We start from the raw sequence: 24482 nt of genomic DNA, 5'->3' as shown, positions 1-24482 counted from the left end.
GATTGCTCCTTGATCAAGCGATGACGTTTCGACAGGCGATATCCGCGCAGGCTTTGTGACGTGCGCTCAGCATTTCCAGCAGTTGCTCGAAGCGTTGCTGCTTCTTTGCGAGTAGTTGTTCAAGTTCCTTGGCCAGTTGCTCGAGATAGCCGTGGCCCTGCTCCAGCACCAGGCGCATTTCGGCCAGTTGCGCCTCGCTGCGCAGCGCCAGCCCTTGCATCACCGAACTGGCCGCCTCACCGGCGCCCGACAGCGTGGCGGTCGCCATGCCGGCACCGGTCAAGGTCATCTGCAGCTTGGCCTGGGCGCCCGCGCTGGCAACCGAGGAGCCCCCGCTGGAGGCCACACTCTGGATTTTCTGGCCCACCGACAGGGCAACCTGCGCAGCCTTGCCACTCACCCTGCCGGCCACTTTGGCCGCGACCACCGCAAGGCTGCCGCCAAAGGTCAGCACCACCGAGGCAAGCGCCAGGGCGACTTCCACCGCCATCAGCGCAGGCCCGAGGTACTTCATCACTTCTTTTGAGATATGCCCGTCCTCGGCCGCCTGGTTCAACGACATGGACACTATCCCCATGACGCCACCGGCGATCATCAGCGCGCCCGCCACGGCGCCGAGGCCCGTCGCAACCATCACCGTGCCGACCACGATGGACACGATGGCCGCTGCCCAGCCGAAGACCTTGGCAAAAACACTCGCCGTGCCGGCGTCCTGGTGGCGCTGGGTCACCTCTGCCATTTTCTGCGCGTTGAGGGCCATCTGCTGGCGGTTCTGTTCGGTCATCTGCCGAACCTGCTGCAGGTTGAGTTCGGTCTGGCGGGCGCCCAACCGGCTCAGCAGTTCAGTGAGGCGGATATCCAGCTCGGCATCGGAAATCTCTCCGGCGAGCTGCCCGAGTATCAATGCCCCGACATCGGGTACCGTGGCCAATACCGGCTGCATGAGGCGCCCGGGGTCAACACTTCTATCGAGCAGGCCGTGAAGGTGCCGTCCTGTTGCCAAGGATTCCTGAATCAGCGGAGGGTCCAACCTGACACTACGATCAGGCCGCAATGGTGTGTCTACCGAGGCCATGCCGGTATCGCCTGGCAAGCGGACGGCAGTGCCCGTCACTGGCGTTTCAATCTCGCTTGCAGCCGCGATCACCCGTGGTTCAGCGGCGAAATGTTCAGTTCGCATGGCGCGTAGCCTCCATCTGTCGCAATGCCTCAAGCAGCGCCTGCGCCCTGCTCGCCAGGCCGCCATGTTCACCGTTCTCTGCCAGGGCCTGCGCCTGTTCGTAGCCGCTGCGCGCCGAAACCAGGTCACCCAGATGCTGCTGGCATTCAGCGGCATGCAAGCAGAAGCGTGGGTCCTGCGGCGCGAGCATTGCGCCGTAGGCGTAGGCCGGCAACGCCTCCTGATAACGCTCCAACCCCTGGTAGCTGGCTGCCACCCCGAGAAATGCCCGGGCGTCGTAGTGGTCGAGCGCCACCAGCCCCTTGAACATCGTCAAGGCATCCTCCAACCGCCCCGCCTGGTAGAAGCCGAATGCCTGGGCATAGAGCGTTTCAAGCTGTGCCGCGCCAACCCCGCGCAACATGGCGAAGGTGCCGCCCTCAGCGAAGAAACCTTCGATCGCCTCGGCCTCGATGGCATCGGCGCCTATCTGTTGTGCTGCAGTCATCAATCACCTCAGTTCTGCATAATCTTCGACAGCATCGAGAACCACGTCTCGACGAACTTCATCATCACCTCGGTGGAGGTGGTGTACCGCGACCCCACGTCATTGAGCAGGGTGGTCTGCTCGGTCACCTTGTCGTTGACGATGCGGGTGCGATCGCTCAAGGCCTGGGAGAAGTTGGCCAGCGGGTTGTTGTCCTTGTGCCAGGTGTATTGCGATTCCAGGCCATCCATCGGTCCGCTGACCCTGTGTGGACGACGATCACTGCCGTTGGGCGAAATGCCAGTGGGCGTGTCTGCCAGGAACTGCCGCACCGTCACGGCTGCATTGCCGTACGAAGCAAGCAATCGGCGTTCAGGGCTGGTTTCCCAGGCAGCCGCATCCAGGTCGTACAACTTCGGGTCGAAGAGGTTGAAGCCCGGGTCCTGAAGATCGAAGGTGCCCTTGGCTGCCATGACCACGTTGACCTTGGACTGGATCACGCTGAAGATCTTCAGCTCCGCGGTGAGGCTCTTCAGTTGCTCGCTGAGCTCGGTACGCTCGGCTTTCTGCTTGCGCATGCGCAAACCCATCGCCGCCATTACCAGCTCGTCCATGCGTAGCCGTTCGCCCAGGTTTACCAGCTGCACGGGTGCGCCCGGCAACCACGCCGCATAGGCTTCCAGCAACTGGATCAGCGCATCGACAGGCTGGTCGGGCAGCGGATGCGGCAGCAGACTGTCGAAGTAGGGTCGGCTCTGCGCCAATCGCGCCTGCCCCTCGGGGCCCAGCAAGGTCTCTATGACCTGGCGCCGGTACTCGCGGCTCAAAGGCAGGCCTTGACCATCCGCTGCCGTGATCGCGTTTTGCTCGAGAAACCGCTCCACCCTCTGAATGTCCACCCAGATCGGCGGGGGGCCCACGCGATCGACAGGCGGCAAGGGCGCAGGGCGATTCAATGCATCGATAGAACTGCTCATCATCTGCTTCCGATTGGCTGGTTACCCCGTCTCGAGGTGAGCCTGGCCATGACCAGGTCGAGGTACCGACAGATGCAGTCTACTGAGGCGGTGGCGGTCGTTCCGTCAGGCCCGGCCGCGATTTTGTAGTTCAGGGGTACGGTTTCTGACGTCAGAATGGCGTCAGCCAATGCGACCCAGTGGCTGGATGTTGATCTGCGTGGTGAGCTCCTGAAAGGACAGCACAGGCAAGTCGGAATAAACGCCTTCGACCAACTTGCGCACATAGCGCCGGATGTCCATGGACACCACGAGCACGGGCCTTGCCTGGGCTTCATGCAGGTTGCCCACCGCAGCTTTGACCTGGGCGAGAAAGGCATCGCTCTGCGCAGGTTCCAGGGCCAGGTAGCTGCCGGCGCTGGTCTGGCGGATGCCGTTGCGGATCATCTCCTCGACCGCCGGGTCGAGCAGGTAGGCCGGCAGCAGGTTGTGGCCACTGGCGTACTTGTAGCAGATGTAGCGTTTGAGGTTGCTGCGCACATATTCGGCCAGCTGCACCACGTCCTTTTCCTTCTGCCCCCATTCGACCAAGGCCTCAAGGATCGAACGCATGTTGCGGATCGAGATGCCCTCGCTCACCAGCCGCTGAAAGACCTCGGTGATTCGTTGCAATGGCAGGATCCGCTGTACCTCCTTGACCAGCTCGGCGTAGCCCTGCTCCATCTGCTCCAGCAGGTAGCGGGTCTCCTGGATGCCGACGAAATCCCCGGCGTATTCGCACAGCACATGGGTCAGGTGCCAGGCAAGCACCTGGTCGACCGCCAGGAAGGCACAGCCGGCACGCTCCAGGCGATCACGCAGGTCCTGCTCCACCCAAAGGCTCGCACGCCCAGGCAAGAGCGCTTCGCCTTCTACGTAGGGCACGCCTATAAGTTCCAGCTGGCTGAGCTTCTCCTGAACCAGAAGACACCCAGGCATCAGCTTGCCTCGCGCCACCGGCACTTCCTGCAACAGGATGCGGTACTCCCCGGGGCCAAGCGCGCTGTTGAAACGCAGGCGGATACCAGGGAACGGCACGCCATGGTCCAGGTAGAGCGCCTGGCGGACCCGTGCCAGCTCATCGTTCAACGAGGCGGCCTCCAGGGCGGCTTGCAACTCGCTGTCCACATCGATGAGCAAGGGCACCGTCAGGGCAAAGGCCTGCGGGTCGGCGCCCATCTTCGCCTTGCCTGCGGGTTTCAGCGCTGGCGCGCCGGCACCATTGGCCAGCAACGCCGGCAGACCGCCACTGTGCTGCTGGTCAGCCTCTTCGACACGCCGCTGGCGGAGCGCCCACCAGCCACCGCCCCCGACCATCAACGCGAGAATGAAGAACGTGACTGTCGGGAAGCCCGGGATGAGACCGAACAACCCCAGCAAGGCGCCACCGATAAGCAGCGCCTTGGGCTGCGCCATGACCTGACTGCCGATATTCGCCCCCAGGTCATGGGCGCCTTGACCGTCACGGGTGACGATGATTCCCGCCGTGATGGCGATCAACAACGCCGGTACCTGGCTGACCATACCGTCACCGACAGTGAGTACCGCGTAGAGCTGCAGCGCATCACCCGCGCTCATGCCCTTCTGCATCACGCCGATGGCCAGCCCTGCCAGCAGGTTGACGATGATGATCAGCAACCCGGCGATAGCGTCGCCCTTGACGAACTTCATCGCGCCATCCATGGCACCGAACATCTGGCTGGCCTTCTCCACCTCGCCACGGCGCCCATGGGCTTCGTTGACGTCGATGACGCCGGCGCGCAGATCGCCATCGATGCTCATCTGCTTGCCCGGCATGGCGTCGAGGGAAAACCGTGCGCTGACTTCCGCCACCCGCTCGGCGCCCTTGGTGATGACCAGGAACTGCACGATGGTGATGATCAGGAACAGGATGCAGCCCACCACCAGGTTGCCGCCCACCACGAAGTCGCCGAAGGTCTGCACGATCTGCCCGGCATCGGCCTCCAGCAGGATCATCCGCGTGGTACTGATCGACAGCGCCAGGCGGAACAGCGTGGTGACCAGCAGCACCGAGGGGAACACCGAGAAATGCAGCGGCGAGACCACGTACACCGACATCATCAGCAGCACTACGGCGATGGTGATGTTCAGGGCGATCAGCAAGTCCAGCAGCAGGGGCGGCAGCGGCAGGATCATCATGAACACCACCGCCAGCAACATCACGGCCAGCATCAGGTCCTTGCGGGCGCCGATCTGGCCAAGTATTCGGGACAGCTGATTCATGGGCATGCCTTGCGCCGCTGGTACTCGGCATAGGTGGCCTGGGCCTGCTCCAATCGGCCGGCCATTTGCTGTGCCTGGCTCAGGCACAGCCACAAGGGCGGCTGCAGCTCGCCCGCGTCACGCAGCGCCAGGCACTGACGTTCGGCCCCCGCCCAATCGCCCAGCTCCAGCGCCACCACCACTGCGGCTCGACACCCGGCGCGATGCTGGGGATCGGCGCGCAACAGCACCTCCAGCAACACCCGCGCCCGTTCGGGCCAACCGCATTGCAGATGCAACCAGGCCAACAACTGCAAGACATCCTGCTGTTCGTTCGACAATTTCATGTATTCACACCTTGAGCAGGACGTTAACGCAGCACTCCAGCGTACGGCGGTCGGCCAGTAGCGCTTGCACCAGTGCCGCCGCCTCTGGGCACCCGGGGGCCTGCGAGGCAAGCAGCTGTTCCACCAGCGAGCCCAGTGCTTGGGTGAAATGCTGCGGGTTGTAAAGGCTGCGCAGTTCATGTTCGGGCCTGGCGTACGCCAGACGCAGGCGTTCCGCCTGATGCTGCGGGTACAGCTCAAGCAAGTGCGCCTGCACCGGCTGCCCCGGCATAGGCAGAGCGTCGCATCCTGGCTGGGCAAGCACCGCGTCGGCTGGCGCCCACGACAGCGAGAAATCATGGGCCTGCCCGGCCAGGTCGACAACGCTCATGCTGCCAACACCTCGGTGCGTACCCGCGTCAGCAAGCGATAGGCCCGATGCAAGGCCTGCTCGGTCAAACCGTGTTCGTCGAGGCCTGCCAGCAGCACCAGACGATCGTTGGCAAGCAGACCACAGCGCAGCAGGCAACCACAGGCCTGGTGTTCGTACACCTGCCTGAGCGCACACCGCATGGCGCGCTCGAACATCGCCCCGTGCACGGAAAAATCCAGCCACAGCGTCAACTGCCCTGCTAGCCGTTCGAGCTGCAAAACGCCTGCACCTGGCAACTCCAGGCGCAGCAAAGGTTCCTGCGGTTGCGCTGGCGCCACACCCAAGTCGCGACAGAACTGGGCCACGGCTGCCGTGCAAAAGCCCATGCTCATGCCTCCCGCGCGCCGCACAGCATCGCCTCCTCATCGTCGACGGCCTGGTCCATGGCCAACTGCCAGACTGCCAACAGATGCTCGCGTTGCGCCTCGTCGCTGAATACTTGCACGGGCAGCAGTCGGAAGATCCGCTGCAACTCCCGCAGGCACTGGATACGTTGCACCTGCGGGCCAAGCGGCAACGCCGCGAGCAGGCGCTGGATGTCCTGCACCGTCGCCCAGCGTTTGTCGATCAACGCCAGCAAGTCGCTGACCAGGTCAGAAGGTCCGTACGCCACTGGACTCTCCGGCAAGCTGGCGGAACAGCGCGACAGTGTCGCCTTCCAGTTTCTTGAGCGCCTGCACCAGCTTCATGTCGCTGATGACCTGTTGCAGCCGGTTACTGTCCAGGCTCGAGGACGGCCCATTGATATGGCTGGCCAGGCCGTTGAGCATGAACTGCGCGATGTCGTCGATGGCGGCATCGCCAAAGCGCGCACGCAGCTCATCCCAGGCATGCCTGAGCCCGCGATAATCGCACAGGAAATCGCAGTACACGCCGCGCAACGCCACCACTTCGGCCACCCCCTGCGCCTGCGTTGCCTGGGCCAGCGGACCGATCTCGATGCCCAACTCGATCGCCTGGCCATGGGTCTGCGTCAAGGCTGCCATGGCCTGGTCCAGCTTGCCGGCCAAGCCATGCGCATCGACCGTCGTGCCCAACGCGTCGCGGGCATAGGCCAACGCCAGGTAGCGATGACAGGCCTCAGCAGAAAATCCATCCAGGCGGGCCTGCAGCTCACCCGGAGTCAGCTGAGGGTGCTGACGCAACCAGGCCACCAGCTCATCCAGTGATCGACGCTGCACATCCGGCACCTTGGCCAGCATGGCCTCGGCCTCCTGGCCCGCGCGCAAACCCAGCTGGCGCGCATCGGTGACGCGGCTGCGGGTACTGAGCCGCGCGTTGGCCAGTGACGAGAACGCCATGGACACCTCCTCCGCCATGCTGGCCTGCTGCGCCATCGGCGCCACCTGCCGCGCTTGCAGGACCGGCTGCCCCTGTGCCTCCCAACCGGGCAGCATGGCCAGTCCCGGTTCACTGCGTAAAAAGCCGACGCCTTCGCTCATCCCCACCTCGTCGTCGCATCAAAGAATGAGCGCCATGCTAGAGGTAAGCCCTGCGCCCCACTGTTGCCACTGGCCGCTTCTTTTTAGCCTGTCGCCAGGCGCGACAGCGTCCGACCGAAAACTAAAAACATGCGCCGCACAGTGAAATCCGCTGCGGGGCAGGCTACCTAGAATGGCGCCCATCTTTCGCGCTGCAACCTTTCCCATGCCGCCATCGCTGCTCCAGACTCCCCAGGCCCTGCTGGCCGCCGTGAACAACGCCACACTGTTGCAAGCCAACGGCAAGGTCACCCAGGTCACCGGCACCTTGATCCGTGCACTGGCGCCCGGCGTGCAGGTCGGCGAACTGTGCCGGCTGCGCAGGCCGGGCGGCCTGCCTGAACTGTTGGCCGAAGTCATCGGCCTGCAGCAGGACCAGGCGCTGCTCGCTCCGCTGGGCGACATGCAGGGGCTGTGCACGCGCACCGAGGTATGCCCCACCGGCGGCATGCACCGCGTGGGTGTAGGCGAGCATTTGCTGGGGACGGTGCTCGATGGCCTGGGCAACCCGCTCGACGGCAGCCCGCCGGCTGCACCACAAGCCTGGTACCCCGTGCATAGGGACGCGCCATCGCCACTGAGCCGCAAGCTGGTCGATACCCCCTTGAGCCTGGGCGTGCGCTGTATCGATGGCCTGCTCACCTGTGCCGAAGGGCAACGCACAGGCATCTTCGCCCCCGCCGGTGGCGGCAAGAGTACCCTGCTGGCCACGCTGCTGCGCAACGCCGAGGCGGACGTGATCGTACTCGCCCTGATCGGCGAGCGCGGCCGCGAGGTACGTGAATTCATTCACCACGAACTCGGCGAGCACGGCCTGCGGCGTGCGGTGCTGGTGGTCGCGACCTCCGACCGCCCGGCCATGGAACGCGCCCGGGCGGCCTTCGTCGCCACCAGCGTCGCCGAATATTTCCGCGACCAGGGCAACAAGGTCCTGTTGCTGATGGATTCCCTGACCCGCTTCGCCCGGGCCCAGCGGGAGATCGGCCTGGCCGCGGGCGAACCGCCGACTCGGCGCGGCTTTCCGCCTTCGGTGTTCGCCCAGTTGCCGCGCCTGCTGGAACGCGCCGGGCAATCGGCCAAGGGCTCGATCACCGCACTTTACACGGTGCTGGTGGAAGGCGATGACCTGAACGAACCGATCGCCGAGGAAACCCGCTCGATCCTCGATGGCCATATCGTCCTGTCACAGGCCCTGGGAGCCGCCAACCACTACCCGGCCATCGACGTGCTGCGCTCGGTCAGCCGGGTCATGCACCAGGTCGTCAGCCCGGAACACCGTGCCGCCGCCGGACTACTGCGCGAATGGATGGCCCGGTACGAGGAAGTCGAACTGCTGCTCAGGATCGGTGAGTACACGCAGGGCCAGGATCCACTCGCGGACCAGGCCATCGGCAAACGCGAAGCCATCCGCGCCTGGCTGTGCCAGCCCCCCGACGAAAACGTCTCGCTGCGGCAAAGCCTCGACCAACTACTGGAGATCACCCGATGCCCCTGACCGCCCTTGCGAAAATCAAGCAACGCAGACTTCAGCGGGCCGAGCGTGAAGCGCGAAGCCAACTGGCCCTTCTACAGGCGGCAGAGCAAGCCGAGGCACAGGCCGCCGATGCGCACCTGGCGTTTTGCCGCGGGTCCCGCGAAGAACAACAACGCCTGTTCGCCGCGCATGTCGGCCAGTTGACCGACTGTCGAGCCTTGGAGCACTGGCGCCGGCAGGTCGGCCTGCTCGGTGAGCGCGAAGCGAGCCTGCATGGGCAAGTCGTTGCCTGCAAGGCTGCACTGGCGCGCCAGTACACGGCACATCAGCAGGCCCAAGCGCAGCTCGCCCAGACCCGAAAAAAAAGGGACAGTTTCGTCCAACTGCGGGACCAGGCACACCTGCGTGCCACTCGATTGGCGGAGTACAGGCAGGAGTTCGAGTTGGAGGAGCACTGTTTACACGGTGGCTTGCAACCATGAAGACCCTGCCTGTGCCTGCATTATTGCCCCCCTCGACTGACACGCCTCGCTCGCCTCCCCGGAACAGCCAGCGGCTGTTGTTCGAACAGCTGCTGCTACCCCCGCCAGACAGGCAGGGCATACCTCGGGAGCCTGACCATCTGGGCCTCGGCTACCCATTGGTGCCCGCCCTGGCCCGGGCAGACCACTACCCACCTGTGCTCGAACCACCCGCGCTAACCGAGGACTCGGTCAGTCAGCCGTTCACCTCGACGAAGCCCGAGGAGACCGAGACGCACCAGCCGACTGGCCCAAGTTTGCCCGAGGTAAGGCATCAAGATGTTCGCGAGCATACCGACAGCCTGCCGGGTCGTCTGCAACCCCATGAAAGCGCCATGCCGGCCCCGGTTCATGCCATGACCTGTGAACGTGCAGTGGTTGAGAGGGTACTGTCCTGCCCAGGCGTATCACCCACCCAAGATCTGCAGGCACTGGTGGATCGTCTGCAGCTGCAAGTGCTCGGTTGCAAAGCCGACAACCGCGAACTGACCCTGCTGCGTGCTCGGCTGCCGCAGTTGGGCCCTGTCGAGGTGCAGATGCGCCATGTCGGCTCAGGCTTGCAGGTAGAGGTCCAGGCCGCACCAGCGAGTCTGCGACAGTTGCAGGTGGCCTGCGCGGACCTGCTTGATCGTCTGCAACGGCTGGATCCTGCGCAGCAGGTCAGCCTCGGTTTTGCCGCCAATGGCGGCGGTGAGCAGGGCTCACGCAACCGGCGCCACGTGCTCGACGAGTGGTGGCCCGAACCATGAACCTTGCGAATTTCCCATCCGCGGCCCAACAGGAGCTGCACCTGCAGCGACTGCTGAGCCATCGCCAACGCAACTATGGCGACGCAGAGCGCCAGGCCTTGCTGGACATCGCCGCTTGCGAGGGCGACCCCGACCTGGCCGTGCTGGTCGATTGGCAGGGCGTGCCGGTGCGCCTGCTTTGCCGGCGGCAGCATCTGGCGCAATGGCTGACGCCGCATTTGCAGGAAGCCGACTTCGCCAGCCTGCCGGCGCCAGTGCAACTGGCGTTGCTGCAACGGGACAGCCCTTGGCTTCCTGGCCTGCAATGCCTGGGTATAGAACCGGCAGGTGTCTGCCAGGGCACGCCCTGCCTGCAAGTATCGCTGAAGCATGCCGCCAGCACGCTGACCTGCTGGCTGCAGGGCGATTCTGAGCGCCTGCTGGCCACCTTGCCGAGACGCCCAATGCGCGAACGTCTGAACATCGCGCTGAACCTCTCGTTGCAATGGCGCCCCCTCGAACTGTCGCTGCACGAGCTGCGTGGCCTCGGTACCGGCGACATCCTGCTGCTACCCGCCGCCGCGCCAGTATCACCCCGGTTGCTCGGCGTGCTCGACGGCCACCCCTGGGCAGAACTGCTGCTCGACGACACACATCTGGAGCTAGTCCGCATGCACGATTCGTTACCGCTGCCCGATACCGCACTGGGGGAACTGGAGCAATTGCCCATTGCGGTCAGTTTCGAAGTCGGTCGCCAGACCCTGGACCTGCACACACTGTCGACCCTGGGGCCAGGCGCCCTGATCGAGCTGCACAGCCCGCTGGCGGCCGAGGTGCGCATTCTTGCCAATCAGCGCTGTATCGGCAGCGGCCTGCTGGTGCGCATCGACGGTCGTCTCGGGGTGCGTGTGACCCGGCTGCTGGAAAACGACCCGACATGATCCAGCTGCCGGACGAACTGAGCCTGATCCTTGGCCTGGCGCTGCTGTCGCTGGTCCCTTTCATCGCAGTCATGGCTACCTCGTTCCTGAAGATGACCGTGGTCTTCTCGCTACTGCGCAACGCCCTGGGTGTGCAGCAGATCCCACCCAACATGGCCTTGTATGGCCTGGCGATCATCCTCAGTATCTACGTCATGGCGCCGGTAGGCATGGCCACCTACGACTACCTGAATGCCCATGAGACGGCCCTCGGTGACGCACCCTCGATCGAACGTTTTCTCGACGAGGGCCTGGCACCGTTTCGTGCGTTTCTCGACAAGCATGTCAATGAACGCGAACGCGCCTTCTTTCTCGACAGCACCCGCCAGTTGTGGCCCAGCCGCTACGCCGAACAGGTCGATGGCAACAGCCTGCTGGTCCTGCTGCCCGCGTTCACCATCAGCGAATTGACCCGGGCCTTCGAGATCGGCTTCCTGATCTACCTGCCGTTCATCGCCATCGACCTGATCATTTCCAACATCCTGTTGGCCATGGGCATGATGATGGTCTCGCCAGTGACCATCTCGCTGCCGTTCAAACTGCTGCTGTTCGTCCTGCTCGATGGCTGGGGGCGCCTCTCCCACGGCTTGGTGCTGAGCTACGGGGGCTGAGATGAGCAGTACCGAAGTCCTGCACTTCGCCAGCCAGGCGCTGTGGCTGATATTGATCCTGTCCCTGCCGACAGTGCTGATGGCCGCGCTGGTGGGCACCCTGGTGTCGCTGGTCCAGGCGCTGACCCAGGTGCAGGAACAGACCCTGGGCTTCGTCGCCAAGCTGGTCGCGGTGGTCGTTACCCTGTTCGTCACGGCCGACTGGATGGGCAGCGAGCTCTACCGCTACACCGACCTTGTGCTCGAGCGGATCCTGTGGGTGCGATGACTGCCCAGGCCCTAGAACAGGCCCTGCTGAACTTCAGCCTGATCCTGCCCAGGCTGTTCAGCTGCTTCATCGTGCTGCCGATCCTCGGCAAGCAGGTACTGGGCGGCGCATTGGTACGCAATGGCGTGGCATGCTCATTGGCACTATTCATCTACCCCAGCGTGGTGGGCACGCTGCCGCCAGGCCTGGATGGGCTGCAACTGGGGCTTCTCATCGGTAAGGAAGTGCTGCTCGGCTTACTGCTCGGTTTCATCGTGTGCATCCCGTTCTGGGCGCTGGAGGCCTGCGGCTTTCTCATCGACAACCAGCGCGGCGCGACCCTGGCGTCCACCCTCAACCCGTTGCTGGGCAGCCAGACCAGCCCCACCGGAGCACTGCTGCTGCAGACCCTGGTCACTCTGTTCTTCACTGGCGGCGCCTTCCTGGGACTGCTCGGCGCATTGCTGGGCAGCTACGCCAGCTGGCCGGTGGCAAGCTATTACCCACAGATCAGCGGACAGTGGAACGCGTTCTTCCTGGCCCAGTTCGGCTACCTGATGACCCTGTGCATGCTATTCGCCGCCCCCTTGCTGATCGCCATGTTCCTCGCCGAGTTCGGCCTGGCGCTGGTCAGCCGCTTCGCCCCGTCGCTGAATGTGTTCATCCTGTCCATGCCAATCAAGAGCCTGGTCTGCAGCGCATTGCTGGTGCCTTACCTGTACCTGCTGATGGAGCAGGCCCAGGATCAGCTGTTCAGCGCGCTGCACGCGGTGCGCCTGCTCGGTCCCTTGCTGGAGCAGCCATGAGCACGGAGAAGACCGAACATCCCACTCGGGCCAAATTGCGCGATGCACGGCATAACGGCCAGGTGGTCAAGAGCAAGGAACTGGTATCCAGCATGCTGATCCTGAGCCTGGCCGTGCTGCCCCTGGGCTTTCCCAACTACTTCCTCGGCCACCTGCAAGCGCTGATGCTGCTACCCGATCCCCTGCTCCACCTGCCTTTTAGCCAGGCATTGGATCTGATGCTGCAGCAGTTGCTGCACGAACTGCTGTGGCTCACCCTGCCGTTCCTGCTGACCACGTTGATTGCCGCCAGCGCGGGCAATCTGCTGCAGACCGGCTGGGTGTTCAGCACGCAATCGCTCTCACCCGACCTCAAGAAGGTCAGCCCGGTGGAGGGGATGAAACGAATCTTCTCGGTCAGGAACCTGCTCGACTTTTTCAAGTCTTTGCTCAAGGTGCTGTTGCTCGGCGCACTGGTGCTCGGCCTGCTCAGCGACAACCTGCACGCGTTGCTGAGGGTCCCACTGTGCGGCATCGGCTGCATCCTGCCTGTGCTGGGCAGCCTGCTGGGCCAACTGATCGGCGTCTGTGCCATTGGCCTCATGGCGATTTCAGCGGCCGACTACGGCCTGGAGCGCAGGCAGCATCACCGGCAGTTGCGCATGAGCAAGGATGAGGTCAAGCGTGAGCACAAGGAGATGGAAGGCGCGCCGGAGCTCAAGCGCGAGCGCCGCAAACGCCACCGTGAACTGCAGCAGGGGACGTTGCGTGCGGACGTCAGGCGTTCGTCGGTCATCGTCACCAACCCGACCCACATCGCCGTGGGCCTGCGTTACAAGGCCGGGGAAACCCCGTTGCCGCTGGTCACCCTGAAGTACACCGACGAGCAGGCCCTGCGGGTGCGCCGGATCGCCGAGGAAGAAGGCGTGCCGGTGCTGGAACGCATCCCCCTGGCGCGGGCGCTGTTCGCGGACAGCCTGGAGGAGCAATACATCCCCGGCGAGCTGATCCAGCCGGTCGCCGAGGTGATCCGCTGGTTGCAGGCGCAAGAGCAGGCGCCGCCGGTCTGAACAGGTTTTGCCCGTTTCTGCGGGCCTTGGGGCCAAGTGCTATACCAAGATCCCACGCTGCGGCAATGGCCGGCGCGCGGGCAATATGTCCTCCCGCACAGACGGTCGAGCAGGCTGACGAAGCTGCGCCCAGAAGACCTGTAGCAGCGCATCGCGCTCCTGGTCATCGCGGATAGCCCGCGCAGCGGCGGCCAGCACCGCCCCATTGCCATGTTCGAGCGGGTTCATGCGTATGCAGCCTCATTTTCAGGAACTCCTTGCAACAACGCCCGCTGCAAAGCGCTCAGTTGCCCCTCGATGCTGGCGTCGATGACGCAACCTTCGGTTTCCAGTCGGCAACCACCGCGTGCAAGCCGAGCATCACCGCAGATTTCCAGGGGGCCCGCGTCGGGAAACTGCTCGAGTATTTCATCGATACGCAGGCGAACCTCGGGCACCTGGTCAGGGCGCACGTGCAGGTTCAACTCCTCCCGTGGGCGAACCTGCGCCATCGCCTGACGTGTGGCCGCGAGCGTCAGCTCGATGTCCGGGTATGCCCCCAGCACCTTGGCCACCGCCTGGTACACCACCTCGCTCATCTGCCGGTCGGCCCGACGATAGAACTCGGCACAGCGCAATCGCACAGTGTGCATCAGCACCGCCTGCTCGACCGCGGCCATTTCCAGCCCGATCTCCCGCCCAAGCCGTTGCTGTGCCTCAAGCACTGCATCGGCCTGGGCATCGATGTCGCTGGCCCGCTGGCGGGCGCTTTCGGTCAATGCGCCGGCTTCGAGAAAGCGCTGGTAGTCGGCGCCGCGCAACACGGTACAGCCTGGTTCGACCATCGGCCGGCAATCATTCAGTTCAATAAATGGCAACATTCTGGGCTCCTGTCTCGGGCCACTTTCAGGCAAAGGGTGCGCGCCAGGGCGCGCTGATCGTCGCTCATCGGCCAAGTCGGCAATGCCCCGGTGCCAGGCAGTCGCAGGGCCAGGCGCCGGGCAAAACCGGGATCGGTACACCCGCAGGCCTGTAGCCAGAACGCCAGACCCTGCACGGGCAGCTCCACGTCCAGGGCGCCGCTTGGCAGCGCCTGCTGCCAGCCTGGCGGCCATGGGCCGATGATCAACCGCCATTTCTCCAGGCAATAGCGCTGGCCTTGATCGTCGAGCACCTGGCGCAAGCGCATCTGGCCGGCTCGGTCGAGAAGTCGCACAATGGCCTGGCCATGCAACAAGCCGCCAACAGTGGCCAGAACACGTTCGAATGCTGGCTGCGGATAGAGGGCCAGCCCACCCAGCCGTTCCGGTATTTCAAAGGGTTCGGCCAGGTCCAGCGCCGACAGCAACCAACCATTGATCGAGCTGTCCCGGCGCCAGTCTGGCAAGGCCTGGGCCACCTGCCGCAACGGTTCCGGGCAATGAGCCTGGTGCAGGTAGCGCGCCGGGCAGTAGCGAAGCTGAAACGGGGTCATGCTCATGCCCGCTGGCGCCACCACAGGTACTGCGCGAGATTGCTCAGTACCAGCACCCCCAGCAATGTCCCAATCAGCGCAAGAAGACGCAGGCGCGAACCCTCCATCACGTGAATCGACAATAGCGTCGCATGACGCTCCCCCGGCCACAGCTGACGAGCCTGCGTTGAAGGCACCAGCACCACACTGATGCGGTCGTAGTCGAGGCCTTCGATGCTGTTGCTCAACAGCTGTTTCATCTGCCCGATGTACAGGTCCAGCGCCGCGTCCGCCGCATGCTTGATGAAGATCGACGCCGAGGCCGCACGGGCCGTTGCACGCAGGCTGTCGCGGGGCTCCGGCAACACCACATGCACCCGCGCCACCAGCACGCCATCGATTTCCGACAGGGTGCGTGACAACTCCTGGGACTTCACATAGGCCAACCGCGCGTGCTCCTCCAGCGGCGACGAGATCAGGCTATCCCGGGGGAACACATCACTGACCGTGGAGAACATCTCCCGTGGGTAGCCCTGGCGCTTGAGCGCGGCTACCGCATGGCCGATGTCAGCCTCGTCGATCAGGATCTTCACCTTGCCGTCCTTGTCCTGCGCCTTCACCGCATCGATGCCCTCGGCATCCAGCACCGCGAGCATTTCGTTGGCTTCGCGCTGGCCGAGGCCCAGGTACAGCTCGACCTTGCACCCGCCCAGCAGCAGTACCGTCACAAGCAGCAAGCACTGCCATGGATTCTTCACAGTGCACCTACTGGGCTTTCATCAGGGTTTCGATGTTCTGCGTGGTGCGTCCCACGCCCTTGGCAATCAGCTCGACCTGCAGGTTGGTGCGTATCAGTGCCCAATGGGCATCCATCAATGCCACCGGATCACCCACCCCCGAGACCAGGCTGGCATGCGCGCCCTGCCTGGCTTCGGCATGCTGCTGGCCGAGCTGTGCGACTTTGTGCAACACCCCCTCCTCAGAGCTGCCGGCACTGCTGGATAGCGCCTGCTCGAACTCGGCCACCTGGCGGGAATCGACGGATGGTGCCGCCAGGGACTGCAGATCGGTGACCACTCGGGTCACTTCAGCAATGCCATTCATGAGTCGCCCTCCACCTTGAAGGAATCATTAAGCAGGTCCATTGCCATGGCGAGCACTTGCAAGCGCTGTTGCTGTGCCAGTGCCGACACCTGCACGAGCTCCAGAGCACCTGCGCCCTGCTCGACCAGGCATGCCTGGAATACAGCAGCGTCCCGAGCGACATGGACGGGCTGCGGGATCGGCGCTATTGGCTCACTCGTCAACAATGAGGTGGTCAACCCGTTCATGCCACCACCTGGGCGCGCATACCCTCGGCAAACCGGATCAGATCGCAATTCTCGCTCTGCGCCATGCGCTCAAGGCGCCTTTCCAGCGCCGCCATGTAGCCCAGCTGGCGCTCGCACAGCGCCAGCCACGGGTCGAGGGATGGCCAGGAGGCCTGATTGCCTTCTGCCAGGGCCTCTTCGCAGCGTCCCGCCCCCATCAGGCCGGCGATACGTATCGCACAGGCGGCTTCCCTGGATTCCGGCTGCCGGGCAAGCCAACGCGCAATCGCCATCGCTTCGTCATGGTGATGGTGCTCGACACCCAGCAAGCCCAGGCGCGCCATCAGATTGTTCACCGAGTACTCCATGCTCAGAACTTCTGCAGGATGCTGCTGATGGTGTTCTTGAAGGTCTGGCCCAAGGTCGCATCGACCTGGAACACGTTGGACCAGATGTTCGAACGGTGGCGCATGTCGGCCAGCAACGCGGGGTCGTCGCTTTTCTCGTTGAGTTTACTGAGCGACTCGAGGACGGCCTTGTTGGCCTCTCGCGCCTGCTTGACCATACCTTCGTGGACCATGTCCATGGTGTTGCTGGTACCATCGTGGAATCCGCTGCTGATGCCTGGCATTTCAATGTTCCTTCAGTTTTTTCAGGATGTTCAAGGCCGCTTCAAGGGCCGTTCGCTCGTCGTGCGCTGCCTGGAATGCCGTGGGCGGCAAAGGGCGCGACATCTGCTCGGCGCGGGCTTGCCGCGCTTGCTCCAGTACCCTGTACATCCAGGCGCGTGTTTGTCGGTCACGTGTTTCCTGCAACAGCTCATCCATCATTAATGGGGCGCTCCTTGAGATTGATCGAGTAGTCCTGCCCACCCTTGCGCAAAGTGATCGCCTGACCATCGATCGCCAGGATGCGGATACCGGAAGGCATCAGCGCGCCTACCGGATAACGGCGGTTGTCCGTCAGCGTCACATAGGGCACGCGCCCCAGCGACACCGCGCGCACCGGGAAATCGAGTTTCCCGGGCACAGCGGCCCTGCCCTCATCGACCAGCTTCAACAGCGGATGCTCGGCGAATGCCTTGCGGAACTGGCGTTGCAGGTTGAGAAAGTCCTGATGCTGGCGGTCATGCAGTGCCCCACGCAGCACCAGGGTGTCACCGCGGTCCTCCACGGTCAGGGCATCTTCCAGGCGCCATTCGCGCAGCAGTTGGGCCAGGCGCGTCCGGGCCTGTGGAACGGGCAGGCTGTGTGCCACGACCTGGGGATCGGCTGCGTTCGTCTTGCCCTGTGCTTCGGCCTCCGGGATCAGCAGGCGTGTGAGCAGCGCCAGCAACAGCAGCAAACCGGCGCCTGGGATCATGAACCAGCCGGCCCGCAATCCGGGCCGGGGGATCGACTCGGGAAGCCGCTCGGCAAAGACCTCGCCCTCTGTACAGAATGCCCAGCACAACGGGCCACAACGCTGGATGGCCAGTGCCTGCAACTCGACATCGGCCGCTAACGTCACGCCGGCCTGTGTCGGTGGTTCGGTGGCGCCCCACTCCAGCAGGCGTACCCCGCCAGGCCCGACCATCAGCACCAGGTGGATAGCGGCGATCCCTGCGTCCACCAGCACCAGATCGGCTTGCGCCGGGTCGGCGCCGATGACTACCCGGCCAGGTGCCAGGGACACCTCGGCCCCCGCATTCAGGCCACTGTAGACCCGCAGTTTCCAAGTCATTTCAAGAGCGCTCGTCACGGGCAGGACCTGACTTCAAGCCATTGCCGACATTTGCGAGCCCCGAGTCAATCAGCTTCGGCTCGATCAGAAACAGCCGAACCGAGCGGCGCGTGCTGCTGGACTGATAACGAAACAAGGCGCCCAGGAACGGAATGTCCCCCAACAGCGGGACCTTGCGCAGGCTTTCGCTCGACTCGTCGCGGTGGATGCCGCCAATCATCAGGCTCTGCCCCAGGTCGACCCGGGCCAGCGTGTCGATGACCGTGCGACTGATGGTGGGTATACCATCGGGCCCTGTACTGTTGGGTTTCTGGCTGCCGTCCTCGATATGCAGGCTCAGGCTGATTTCCGGCCGGTCCGCACTGCGGATCAGACGTGGGGTCATCTTCAACAGGGTGCCGTAGGTGATCGCCTTGAGCTCGGCGACGCGTTCACCCAGCACCCGCACATAATAGGTTTCGCTGTGGTCTATCACCGCCAGGGTGTTTTCCTGGGTCAGCAAGGTCGGCCGCGACACCACCTGGGCGCGGCCCTCGCCCTGCATCAACGTGACCTTGGCCAGCAGCCGGTCCACGCCCCGGCTGTCGACCAGGCTGCCGGCAAGCGTGCCCTGCGCCTGGCCCGCGCTGGTGCGAATGTCGATCAACTGGTGCTTGCCGGTACCTATGCCAACCTGCCACTCCACCCCCAGCTCCGCCAAGTGCTCGGCGTTGATGTCGAGGATCGTCAGCCCCACCTCGATGCGCGCCGCCGGACGGTCCAGCGCCGCCACCAAACGCCGGTACATGGGCATGCGCTCTGGGTGGTCACGCACGATGATGGCATTGAGCGACGCTTCGGCCTGGACAACGGCTTGACTGGAGCGAACGGGCGCCCCCTGTGCCACAGCCTGACCTTCGACCGCGCGTATATCGGCGTTCGTCAGTACCCGAGAGAGGAGCGTGGCCACCCCGGGTACCGCCACCTTCTGGTCGCGATAATCGATTTCACGGTCTTCGGCTACCGCATGCCTGAGCGCGATCACCTCGACGCTCAGGCTGCCACCGCGTTCGTCCTGCAACACCGCCTGCTGCTCCAGGGCCTTGGCGGTCTGCTCGACGCGATCAAGGTAACGCGGCGGGCCCGAGACATACACCAGCTGCCCACCCGCCGCGGCGCGCCAGGCGAAGCGCGAAGTCCAGCTGCCAGCCTCCTGCAGGGCGGCGCGCAATTGTGGCTCGCGCACTTTGTCCAGGTGAACAAGGCGGGTCTGTAGCTCGCTGGACTTGCCGACATGCAGCACTGCGCCGTCGTAGTACCAGGCCAGGTTGAACAGTACGGCGACCTGCTCCAGAAACGCCTCCGGGTCCGGCTGCTCGAACGTGGCGCTCACCTGGTCCCTGACCTTGTCGCTGACAACCACCGCCCCCTGGTAGTTGGCGGCGAAGTTGCCCAGCAGGTCACGCAGGCTCTCGCCCTGGGCAACGTAGTGGAACGGCTCCTGGGGCCAATCCAGTGACTCGCCCTGGGCCGCAAGGCTGGCCAACAGCGCGGTCAAACCGGCGGCAAGCGACCTCAAGGCAGCCATATGCGAGCTCCCCGATGGGTCGCAGGCACGGGAGCGGCATGTTGCTCGCACAGGAGAGCGAGCAGGTCGACCTGAACACCCAGCACGTGATCCACGATGTCGAGATCGCCCTGGGCCAGGTCTACCTGCGCTTCAAGCAGCGGCTCTCCCGCGGGTGTCAGCGCCAGTCGCTGCGGACAGTGCTGCGCCCACACTGTCAGCATGCTCATCAAGCGGCGCAAGGCTTGCGGGTCGAGGCTGGCGCCTTGGCCCGCCAGTGACGACAGCGAGCTGCGAACAACCAGTTGCGTGCCTTGCGGCTCGAGCGAAAGGGCACGCCCCTCGATGCACAACTGGTAGCCACCGCGCTCATTGGCCAACCAGGGAGGCATGCCCAACCGTCGAGCCATTTGCTGCAAAAGTGTGTTCATACGGGCATCGTCCGTGCAACGGAGGGAACAGAAGAGTTTGTCAGCCACGGCGAGCATCGCTGGGGGTGCGGCCGAACCGTCGGCGGTAGCTCTGGCTGAAATACGACTGGCTGGAAAAGCCGCTTTCCATGGCGATGTCGACAATGCTCATGCGCGTGTTAAGCAGCAGATGGTGCGCATGGACGATCCTGCGCTCGGTGATCCAGGCCCGGGGCGAGCAGTTGTAGAAGGTGTTGAACAAACTCTTGAACGCCGTCAGGCCCAAGCCGAAGGCCTGGGCGTACTGGTCCAGGCGCCAATCGCGCAGATAGTGCTGTTCCATGAATGCGTGCAGGCGATCGACATGGCGATTGCCCTGTTGCCGCAGTGCCGCCAGCAAGGTCCGCCCCTGCGCTCCGAAAATGAGCAGCAGCAACAGCTCCTCCAGGCGCAGCATCGCCAGCATCGACGAGGTACCTTCGCCCCCGAGCGCCGCCAGGCGGGTCACGCATTCCTGCGCCATCGTGCAGGGTCGCAGCCGGAGGGTACCCACACCTGGCTCGTCACGGCGTTCGAGGTGGGCAAGGTCATTGCCATGACGTTTCACGAACGCCTGCACGAAATTCACATCCAGCGGCAGCCAGAGCACTTCGCATGCCTGCCATTGGCTCGCCACCAGATAGGTGCCGCGCTTGACGAACAGCAGCTCGCCTGCCTGTAGGTGAATGATGTCGTCCTTTTCGCGAAGCGTCAGCTCCCCCACCATCACCGCGTAGAAGCCTTCCTGCCCCTGAGACGCGAACCCCGCCCCGACAACATCCAACTGCCGACCTTGCACACACCAGCCCTCAACTGGAGAAATCCCTTCCACGCGAGGCCATACTTCCCGTAGGACCCTTTACGCACCATCGAGCAGCAGATCGTGCAAGATTCGAATGACCTTGCAGCCCTTGCCCCCCGCGATGCAGCCAGGACCACAGACTACGGCGCCTTCCCACGAATAAACGCAGGGATTGTCCTTGCCGAGAGGGAGGCTATTCGCCATCACTTGTAGGAAATTTATCGAGTCTGTAAGGCAATGCGAAGCAAGCCTTCGCCGAACCGCAGGAAGCCCAGCAGTTAAAAAATGGCGACTACACCCAGTATCTTGCAGGGTATGCACTGACTACCGTGGCAAGCCCTTTGATCGAGAGCTCGCCATGTCAGGCACGAACTATGACTATGCATTGACCCAGCTGTACGCTGCCCTGAAGCTGGAGCCCCCAACGACCTTCGAGCCGGTGATCAGCCTGCGGGCAGGGCCTTATGTGTGCAACGTCACCGAGCACCCGGCGGACCACTTGCTGATGTTCATCGAACTTCCCGCAATCGACAACATACGCTGGGGCGAACAAAACCTGTTCTGCCAGGACACCTGCAAGCCTGTGATCGGTGTCGACCCGCTCACCGACATGCAAATACTGTGGAATCGCCAGCCCCTGGCGCAGCTGGACCGCGCCATGGTGCATCACCAGCTGGAGCAACTGGTGCAGGCCGCCCACGATCTGGTGGGTGACGAAACAGCCTGAACGCCGCTCAGTGCTGCCCCCAGACCTGCGCCTCGCTCCAACCCAGCGCGGCAAAATCCTCGGATCGCAGTGAGGCCTCCTCTTCACAGAAGAATTCGTCCAACTGCGGTGGCCTGATCGCCGTATCGCTGAGCATTGCGTGCACCTGGCCGCGATGGTGGATCTGGTGCTCGAACAGGTGTGACAGCAAGCGCAAACGTTGCTCCTGTTGCACCCGGTCCGGTCGCACGATGCTCACATAGCGCCGCAACTGGTCGTCGCGCAATTGCCGGCAATAGGTGATCAGGCGCTGGTCGGCCTGGGCCTGCTGGGCCTGCAGGTCGGTGCAGGTGGCGAAGGGCTGCTCGGGTTGGAAAAAGCGCTCGCCGTCCGGATCCGGCATTTGGCCGCGTTGCTCGCACTCCAGTGCATCCAGATAGAACCAGTCCACCGTCAACAGGTGGTTGAGGGTGGCCTTGATCGACGGGAAGAAACTGCAGCGCGGGGCGACGAACTCGTCCTGGGTCAATTGCAGACAAGCCTTGTACAGGCGGTGGTTGGCCCAGCCATTGTTGTAGGCCTGGGTCAGCAGATGATGCGACAGCGGCTCCATGGTCGGCTCCTTCAGGCGAAGCGTTGCAGTTGCATCTCCCGTAGCCGGCTCAGGGTCCGTTGGTACGGGAACGCCAGATACCCTTGAGTGTAGAGCGCTTCCAGCGGGACCTCGGCCTCCAGGTACAACAACACCCGACGGTCGTAGCATTCGTCCACCAGGGCGATGAAGCGCCGAACGCTGTCATCCTTCGGCGCCAGTGTCGGCAACTGGCGGTCCCCGGCCTCGACGCGGGTGGCCCCATCCTCGGTACCGCGGGCAATTCGCCCGGCCTGCTGGACCCCGCCCAGGGCCGGAATGCCACTGACCAGGATCGCCGGAAAGCGGTCGCACAAGGCCATGAAGTCCATGGCTGCCAGGGGCTGCTCGCACAAAGCGCTGAAGTGGCACCAGAGGGCCTGCGTGCTGCGGCGCAGCACGCCGATCCGTCGGGAGCCAAGCTGCAGCGGCTTGTCGTTGCCTGGGTCGTCCGGGCTCAACTGGCCGAACACCGCCTCGAGCGCGCTCGACCGCCCCGGCTGGCCGACCCAGTAGCGCTGCTGTTGCAGGCCGGGGTGCAAGCGGTGATCCTGCTCCCCCGCCACCGCCAGCACGCGCATGTGCCGCTCGATGGCGGCGATGGCCGGCAGGAACCGCTCGCGGTTGAAGCCATCGCGGTACAACTGGCCGGGCGGCTGGTTGGAGGTGGCGACGATCACCACACCGTGATCGAACAACACCTGGAACAGACGGCCAAGGATAATCGCATCGCCGATATCGCTGACGAACAGTTCGTCGAAACACAACACCCGTATCTCCTCGGCCAACGCCCGGGCCAGGGCCGCGAGCGGGTCGGCGGTGCCATTGAGCTGGAACAGGCGCTGATGAACCCATGCCATGAAATGGTGGAAATGCTGACGCCGGGCCGGCAATTGCAGGCTGCGATGGAACAGGTCCATCAACCAGGTCTTGCCACGGCCGACCGGGCCCCAGAGGTACAGGCCTTGCGTCGGCTGGCCCTGACGCAGGGCGTCGAAGCAGTCCTGCAACGCAGCCACAGCCGCTGCCTGGGCGGGATCGGCGACGTAGCCACGCTCGGCCAGCGCCTTGTGATAAAGGGATTCAGGGGTCATGCCGCGCATGGTACGCCATCGCGGGGCAAGCCCGCTGCCACAACCTTGCTCCAGGCGAGGGACGATCAGCCCTCTGTCAGCCCCACCCTCAGCAAGGCGCCATCCTTGGCATCGGTCAGCACGTACAGATAGCCATCCGGCCCTACCCGAACATCGCGAATCCTCGCCTTCAGGTCACCCAACAGTCTTTCTTCATGCACGACCTTGTCGCCATCGAGCTTCAGCCGGATCAACTCCTGTGTCGCCAGCGCGCCGATGAACAGGCTGTGGTCCCAGGCCTTGAACGTAGGGCTGTCGTAGAACGCCATGCCGCTGATGCCCGGCGACTTTTCCCACACATGATGCGGGTCGGCCATGCCAGCGACATGCTTGCCCTTGGCTTCGGGAATCGGCAGCAACGAATAATTGATGCCGTGGGTAGCGATCGGCCAGCCATAGTTCTTGCCCGCCTTGGGGATGTTGATCTCGTCGCCGCCACGCGGGCCATGCTCGTGGGTCCAGAGCTTGCCGGTCCAGGGATTCAGCGCCGCGCCCTGCTGGTTGCGGTGGCCGAACGACCAGATCTCCGGGCGTACGTTGTCGCGCCCGACGAAAGGGTTGTCCTTGGGCACCTCGCCGTCGGGCAGGATGCGCACGACCTTGCCCTGTAGCTTGTCCAGGTCCTGCGACGTGGCGCGCTGGTTGTTCTCGCCCAGGGCGATGAACAGGTAGCCGTCACGGTCGAACACCAGCCGCGAGCCGAAATGGTTGCCTTCGGACAGCTTGGGCTGCTGGCGGAAGATCACCGTGAAGTTCTCCAGGCGCGACCGGTCCTGGGTCAGCTGGCCACGGCCGACGGCGGTACCAGCCTTGCCATCGTTGCCCTCCTCGGCATAGGACAGGTAAACGGTTCGATCCTTGGCGAACTCAGGCGAGAGCACCACATCGAGCAGGCCACCCTGGCCCTCGGCCCAGACCTTGGGCACGCCGGACAGCGGCGGCCCGACCTTGCCTTCGGCGTTGACGATGCGCAGGTTGCCGGGGCGTTCGGTGACCAGCATGTCCTTGCCGCCGGGCAGGAAGGCCAGCGCCCAGGGATTGCGCAAGCCGTCAGCGACAGTACTGACGGTCAGTCGGCCCTCCTCGCTGGGGTACTGCTGTTCTGCGGCGGCCTGCGCCAGCAGGGGGAACAGGCTGGCGGCGGCCAGGGTGGTCAACCAGATGCGTGGCGTCATGCTCGCTTCCTTCGCAAGGGCTCACGGCACGCGCGGTGAATCGCGTGGTGGGCGGG

33 protein-coding genes are annotated in these 24482 nt (G+C 64.1%); 9 read left to right on the top strand and 24 right to left on the bottom strand.

Features of this window, described 5'->3' with window-relative positions:
* Nucleotides 1-13: 13 nt before the first annotated feature.
* The 9 genes from sctE to sctW form a co-directional block, all read right to left on the bottom strand.
* Nucleotides 14-1180, bottom strand: coding sequence for a type III secretion system translocon subunit SseC family protein (gene sctE, locus AC3WL2_RS21695; RefSeq protein WP_158247515.1), 1167 nt, complete (start codon nt 1178-1180; stop codon nt 14-16).
* Nucleotides 1170-1667: a SycD/LcrH family type III secretion system chaperone gene (locus AC3WL2_RS21690; RefSeq protein WP_102684894.1), complete on the bottom strand. Its 498-nt coding sequence runs from the start codon at nt 1665-1667 to the stop codon at nt 1170-1172. Before AC3WL2_RS21690 ends, sctE begins: the two co-directional genes overlap by 11 nt.
* A gap of 8 nt (nt 1668-1675) precedes the next feature.
* Nucleotides 1676-2530 (bottom strand): virulence-associated V antigen, encoded by an 855-nt coding sequence (locus AC3WL2_RS21685; protein ID WP_158247516.1) that lies wholly within the window; start codon nt 2528-2530, stop codon nt 1676-1678.
* A 255-nt stretch (nt 2531-2785) separates the two neighbouring features.
* The gene (gene sctV, locus AC3WL2_RS21680; protein ID WP_102684892.1) at nt 2786-4885 is read right to left on the bottom strand and encodes a type III secretion system export apparatus subunit SctV; all 2100 of its coding nucleotides are present in this window, start codon (nt 4883-4885) and stop codon (nt 2786-2788) included.
* Complete coding sequence (sctY, locus tag AC3WL2_RS21675; protein WP_102684891.1) at nt 4882-5211, bottom strand: type III secretion apparatus assembly chaperone SctY; 330 nt, start codon at nt 5209-5211, stop codon at nt 4882-4884. The genes sctV and sctY overlap by 4 nt, the downstream gene beginning before the upstream one ends.
* Before the next feature lie 4 nt (nt 5212-5215).
* On the bottom strand, nt 5216-5581 hold the full coding sequence (gene sctX / locus AC3WL2_RS21670) for a type III secretion apparatus assembly protein SctX (RefSeq protein ID WP_158247517.1): 366 nt from the start codon (nt 5579-5581) through the stop codon (nt 5216-5218).
* On the bottom strand, nt 5578-5949 hold the full coding sequence (locus AC3WL2_RS21665; protein WP_158247518.1) for a type III secretion system chaperone family protein: 372 nt from the start codon (nt 5947-5949) through the stop codon (nt 5578-5580). The genes sctX and AC3WL2_RS21665 overlap by 4 nt, the downstream gene beginning before the upstream one ends.
* Nucleotides 5950-5951: 2 nt before the next feature.
* On the bottom strand, nt 5952-6236 hold the full coding sequence (locus AC3WL2_RS21660; protein ID WP_102684889.1) for a TyeA family type III secretion system gatekeeper subunit: 285 nt from the start codon (nt 6234-6236) through the stop codon (nt 5952-5954).
* Entirely contained in the window at nt 6217-7065 is an 849-nt protein-coding gene (sctW, locus tag AC3WL2_RS21655; protein WP_102684888.1) for a type III secretion system gatekeeper subunit SctW, read from the bottom strand. Before sctW ends, AC3WL2_RS21660 begins: the two co-directional genes overlap by 20 nt.
* A 205-nt stretch (nt 7066-7270) precedes the next feature.
* Between sctW and sctN the strand changes: the two genes are divergently transcribed.
* The 8 genes from sctN to sctU are packed head-to-tail and all read left to right on the top strand — an operon-like array spanning nt 7271 to nt 13520.
* On the top strand, nt 7271-8599 hold the full coding sequence (gene sctN / locus AC3WL2_RS21650) for a type III secretion system ATPase SctN (RefSeq protein WP_102684887.1): 1329 nt from the start codon (nt 7271-7273) through the stop codon (nt 8597-8599).
* Entirely contained in the window at nt 8590-9060 is a 471-nt protein-coding gene (gene sctO / locus AC3WL2_RS21645) for a type III secretion system stalk subunit SctO (RefSeq protein WP_102684886.1), read from the top strand. Before sctN ends, sctO begins: the two co-directional genes overlap by 10 nt.
* Nucleotides 9057-9848, top strand: coding sequence for a type III secretion system needle length determinant (locus tag AC3WL2_RS21640; protein ID WP_102684885.1), 792 nt, complete (start codon nt 9057-9059; stop codon nt 9846-9848). The genes sctO and AC3WL2_RS21640 overlap by 4 nt, the downstream gene beginning before the upstream one ends.
* Nucleotides 9845-10768: a type III secretion system cytoplasmic ring protein SctQ gene (sctQ, locus tag AC3WL2_RS21635; RefSeq protein ID WP_102684884.1), complete on the top strand. Its 924-nt coding sequence runs from the start codon at nt 9845-9847 to the stop codon at nt 10766-10768. The genes AC3WL2_RS21640 and sctQ overlap by 4 nt, the downstream gene beginning before the upstream one ends.
* Nucleotides 10765-11418 carry a type III secretion system export apparatus subunit SctR gene (sctR, locus tag AC3WL2_RS21630; protein ID WP_102684883.1) on the top strand — a complete coding sequence of 218 codons (654 nt, stop codon included), beginning with the start codon at nt 10765-10767 and terminating at the stop codon, nt 11416-11418. Before sctQ ends, sctR begins: the two co-directional genes overlap by 4 nt.
* A gap of 1 nt (nt 11419) precedes the next feature.
* Entirely contained in the window at nt 11420-11686 is a 267-nt protein-coding gene (gene sctS, locus AC3WL2_RS21625) for a type III secretion system export apparatus subunit SctS (protein WP_102684882.1), read from the top strand.
* Nucleotides 11683-12471: a type III secretion system export apparatus subunit SctT gene (gene sctT / locus AC3WL2_RS21620; RefSeq protein ID WP_102684881.1), complete on the top strand. Its 789-nt coding sequence runs from the start codon at nt 11683-11685 to the stop codon at nt 12469-12471. Before sctS ends, sctT begins: the two co-directional genes overlap by 4 nt.
* The gene (gene sctU / locus AC3WL2_RS21615) at nt 12468-13520 is read left to right on the top strand and encodes a type III secretion system export apparatus subunit SctU (RefSeq protein ID WP_102684880.1); all 1053 of its coding nucleotides are present in this window, start codon (nt 12468-12470) and stop codon (nt 13518-13520) included. Before sctT ends, sctU begins: the two co-directional genes overlap by 4 nt.
* Nucleotides 13521-13744: 224 nt before the next feature.
* On the opposite strand, the gene AC3WL2_RS21610 is transcribed toward sctU, so the two are convergent.
* The 12 genes from AC3WL2_RS21610 to AC3WL2_RS21555 form a co-directional block, all read right to left on the bottom strand.
* Nucleotides 13745-14380, bottom strand: coding sequence for an HrpE/YscL family type III secretion apparatus protein (locus tag AC3WL2_RS21610; RefSeq protein WP_102684878.1), 636 nt, complete (start codon nt 14378-14380; stop codon nt 13745-13747).
* Entirely contained in the window at nt 14359-14973 is a 615-nt protein-coding gene (locus tag AC3WL2_RS21605; protein WP_256582654.1) for a SctK family type III secretion system sorting platform protein, read from the bottom strand. Before AC3WL2_RS21605 ends, AC3WL2_RS21610 begins: the two co-directional genes overlap by 22 nt.
* 2 nt (nt 14974-14975) lie before the next feature.
* Nucleotides 14976-15710: a type III secretion system inner membrane ring lipoprotein SctJ gene (gene sctJ, locus AC3WL2_RS21600; protein ID WP_102684876.1), complete on the bottom strand. Its 735-nt coding sequence runs from the start codon at nt 15708-15710 to the stop codon at nt 14976-14978.
* A 7-nt stretch (nt 15711-15717) separates the two neighbouring features.
* Complete coding sequence (sctI, locus tag AC3WL2_RS21595; RefSeq protein WP_102684875.1) at nt 15718-16056, bottom strand: type III secretion system inner rod subunit SctI; 339 nt, start codon at nt 16054-16056, stop codon at nt 15718-15720.
* Nucleotides 16053-16283 carry a hypothetical protein gene (locus tag AC3WL2_RS21590; RefSeq protein WP_102684874.1) on the bottom strand — a complete coding sequence of 77 codons (231 nt, stop codon included), beginning with the start codon at nt 16281-16283 and terminating at the stop codon, nt 16053-16055. Before AC3WL2_RS21590 ends, sctI begins: the two co-directional genes overlap by 4 nt.
* Entirely contained in the window at nt 16280-16618 is a 339-nt protein-coding gene (locus AC3WL2_RS21585; RefSeq protein ID WP_256582655.1) for a YscG family type III secretion system chaperone, read from the bottom strand. The genes AC3WL2_RS21590 and AC3WL2_RS21585 overlap by 4 nt, the downstream gene beginning before the upstream one ends.
* Before the next feature lie 14 nt (nt 16619-16632).
* Complete coding sequence (locus AC3WL2_RS21580) at nt 16633-16893, bottom strand: EscF/YscF/HrpA family type III secretion system needle major subunit (RefSeq protein WP_102684872.1); 261 nt, start codon at nt 16891-16893, stop codon at nt 16633-16635.
* 1 nt (nt 16894) lies between these two features.
* Entirely contained in the window at nt 16895-17092 is a 198-nt protein-coding gene (locus AC3WL2_RS21575; protein WP_158247520.1) for an EscE/YscE/SsaE family type III secretion system needle protein co-chaperone, read from the bottom strand.
* Nucleotides 17082-17984: an FHA domain-containing protein gene (locus tag AC3WL2_RS21570; RefSeq protein WP_102684870.1), complete on the bottom strand. Its 903-nt coding sequence runs from the start codon at nt 17982-17984 to the stop codon at nt 17082-17084. The genes AC3WL2_RS21575 and AC3WL2_RS21570 overlap by 11 nt, the downstream gene beginning before the upstream one ends.
* A gap of 1 nt (nt 17985) precedes the next feature.
* Complete coding sequence (gene sctC / locus AC3WL2_RS21565) at nt 17986-19551, bottom strand: type III secretion system outer membrane ring subunit SctC (RefSeq protein ID WP_102684869.1); 1566 nt, start codon at nt 19549-19551, stop codon at nt 17986-17988.
* On the bottom strand, nt 19539-19922 hold the full coding sequence (locus AC3WL2_RS21560) for a CesT family type III secretion system chaperone (RefSeq protein ID WP_158247742.1): 384 nt from the start codon (nt 19920-19922) through the stop codon (nt 19539-19541). Before AC3WL2_RS21560 ends, sctC begins: the two co-directional genes overlap by 13 nt.
* Before the next feature lie 79 nt (nt 19923-20001).
* Entirely contained in the window at nt 20002-20763 is a 762-nt protein-coding gene (locus AC3WL2_RS21555) for a helix-turn-helix transcriptional regulator (protein WP_146022595.1), read from the bottom strand.
* Nucleotides 20764-21139: 376 nt separating this feature from the next.
* On the opposite strand from AC3WL2_RS21555, the gene AC3WL2_RS21550 reads away from it, so the two are divergent.
* Nucleotides 21140-21508 carry a CesT family type III secretion system chaperone gene (locus tag AC3WL2_RS21550; RefSeq protein WP_102684866.1) on the top strand — a complete coding sequence of 123 codons (369 nt, stop codon included), beginning with the start codon at nt 21140-21142 and terminating at the stop codon, nt 21506-21508.
* A gap of 7 nt (nt 21509-21515) precedes the next feature.
* Here the strand turns inward: AC3WL2_RS21550 and AC3WL2_RS21545 are convergent, their stop codons facing one another.
* The 3 genes from AC3WL2_RS21545 to AC3WL2_RS21535 form a co-directional block, all read right to left on the bottom strand.
* Entirely contained in the window at nt 21516-22100 is a 585-nt protein-coding gene (locus AC3WL2_RS21545) for a DinB family protein (protein ID WP_102684865.1), read from the bottom strand.
* 11 nt (nt 22101-22111) lie between these two features.
* Entirely contained in the window at nt 22112-23212 is a 1101-nt protein-coding gene (gene zapE / locus AC3WL2_RS21540) for a cell division protein ZapE (protein ID WP_102684905.1), read from the bottom strand.
* Nucleotides 23213-23277: 65 nt separating this feature from the next.
* Entirely contained in the window at nt 23278-24426 is a 1149-nt protein-coding gene (locus AC3WL2_RS21535) for a PQQ-dependent sugar dehydrogenase (protein WP_102684864.1), read from the bottom strand.
* Between the last annotated feature and the right edge of the window lie 56 nt (nt 24427-24482).

It is taken from the genome of Pseudomonas sp. FW305-96 (assembly GCF_058783825.1).
This window is presented reverse-complemented; position numbering and strand designations above follow the sequence as displayed.

Bases quoted from the DNA above. Each gene is read 5' to 3' on its own strand.
- AC3WL2_RS21550 (WP_102684866.1), top strand. From the start codon at position 21,140: ATGTCAGGCACGAACTATGACTATGCATTGACCCAGCTGTACGCTGCC.
- sctW (WP_102684888.1), bottom strand. From the start codon at position 7,065: ATGAGCGAAGGCGTCGGCTTTTTACGCAGTGAACCGGGACTGGCCATG.
- sctN (WP_102684887.1), top strand. From the start codon at position 7,271: ATGCCGCCATCGCTGCTCCAGACTCCCCAGGCCCTGCTGGCCGCCGTG.
- AC3WL2_RS21570 (WP_102684870.1), bottom strand. From the start codon at position 17,984: ATGACTTGGAAACTGCGGGTCTACAGTGGCCTGAATGCGGGGGCCGAG.
- sctC (WP_102684869.1), bottom strand. From the start codon at position 19,551: ATGGCTGCCTTGAGGTCGCTTGCCGCCGGTTTGACCGCGCTGTTGGCC.
- AC3WL2_RS21690 (WP_102684894.1), bottom strand. From the start codon at position 1,667: ATGACTGCAGCACAACAGATAGGCGCCGATGCCATCGAGGCCGAGGCG.
- AC3WL2_RS21545 (WP_102684865.1), bottom strand. From the start codon at position 22,100: ATGGAGCCGCTGTCGCATCATCTGCTGACCCAGGCCTACAACAATGGC.
- AC3WL2_RS21535 (WP_102684864.1), bottom strand. From the start codon at position 24,426: ATGACGCCACGCATCTGGTTGACCACCCTGGCCGCCGCCAGCCTGTTC.
- sctO (WP_102684886.1), top strand. From the start codon at position 8,590: ATGCCCCTGACCGCCCTTGCGAAAATCAAGCAACGCAGACTTCAGCGG.
- AC3WL2_RS21665 (WP_158247518.1), bottom strand. From the start codon at position 5,949: ATGGGCTTTTGCACGGCAGCCGTGGCCCAGTTCTGTCGCGACTTGGGT.
- AC3WL2_RS21590 (WP_102684874.1), bottom strand. From the start codon at position 16,283: ATGAACGGGTTGACCACCTCATTGTTGACGAGTGAGCCAATAGCGCCG.
- sctX (WP_158247517.1), bottom strand. From the start codon at position 5,581: ATGAGCGTTGTCGACCTGGCCGGGCAGGCCCATGATTTCTCGCTGTCG.
- AC3WL2_RS21575 (WP_158247520.1), bottom strand. From the start codon at position 17,092: ATGATGGATGAGCTGTTGCAGGAAACACGTGACCGACAAACACGCGCC.
- AC3WL2_RS21640 (WP_102684885.1), top strand. From the start codon at position 9,057: ATGAAGACCCTGCCTGTGCCTGCATTATTGCCCCCCTCGACTGACACG.
- sctY (WP_102684891.1), bottom strand. From the start codon at position 5,211: ATGAAATTGTCGAACGAACAGCAGGATGTCTTGCAGTTGTTGGCCTGG.
- AC3WL2_RS21560 (WP_158247742.1), bottom strand. From the start codon at position 19,922: ATGCCTCCCTGGTTGGCCAATGAGCGCGGTGGCTACCAGTTGTGCATC.
- sctE (WP_158247515.1), bottom strand. From the start codon at position 1,180: ATGCGAACTGAACATTTCGCCGCTGAACCACGGGTGATCGCGGCTGCA.
- sctV (WP_102684892.1), bottom strand. From the start codon at position 4,885: ATGAATCAGCTGTCCCGAATACTTGGCCAGATCGGCGCCCGCAAGGAC.
- sctR (WP_102684883.1), top strand. From the start codon at position 10,765: ATGATCCAGCTGCCGGACGAACTGAGCCTGATCCTTGGCCTGGCGCTG.
- AC3WL2_RS21580 (WP_102684872.1), bottom strand. From the start codon at position 16,893: ATGCCAGGCATCAGCAGCGGATTCCACGATGGTACCAGCAACACCATG.
- sctI (WP_102684875.1), bottom strand. From the start codon at position 16,056: ATGAATGGCATTGCTGAAGTGACCCGAGTGGTCACCGATCTGCAGTCC.
- sctS (WP_102684882.1), top strand. From the start codon at position 11,420: ATGAGCAGTACCGAAGTCCTGCACTTCGCCAGCCAGGCGCTGTGGCTG.
- sctU (WP_102684880.1), top strand. From the start codon at position 12,468: ATGAGCACGGAGAAGACCGAACATCCCACTCGGGCCAAATTGCGCGAT.
- AC3WL2_RS21605 (WP_256582654.1), bottom strand. From the start codon at position 14,973: ATGACCCCGTTTCAGCTTCGCTACTGCCCGGCGCGCTACCTGCACCAG.
- sctT (WP_102684881.1), top strand. From the start codon at position 11,683: ATGACTGCCCAGGCCCTAGAACAGGCCCTGCTGAACTTCAGCCTGATC.
- AC3WL2_RS21610 (WP_102684878.1), bottom strand. From the start codon at position 14,380: ATGTTGCCATTTATTGAACTGAATGATTGCCGGCCGATGGTCGAACCA.
- sctQ (WP_102684884.1), top strand. From the start codon at position 9,845: ATGAACCTTGCGAATTTCCCATCCGCGGCCCAACAGGAGCTGCACCTG.
- zapE (WP_102684905.1), bottom strand. From the start codon at position 23,212: ATGACCCCTGAATCCCTTTATCACAAGGCGCTGGCCGAGCGTGGCTAC.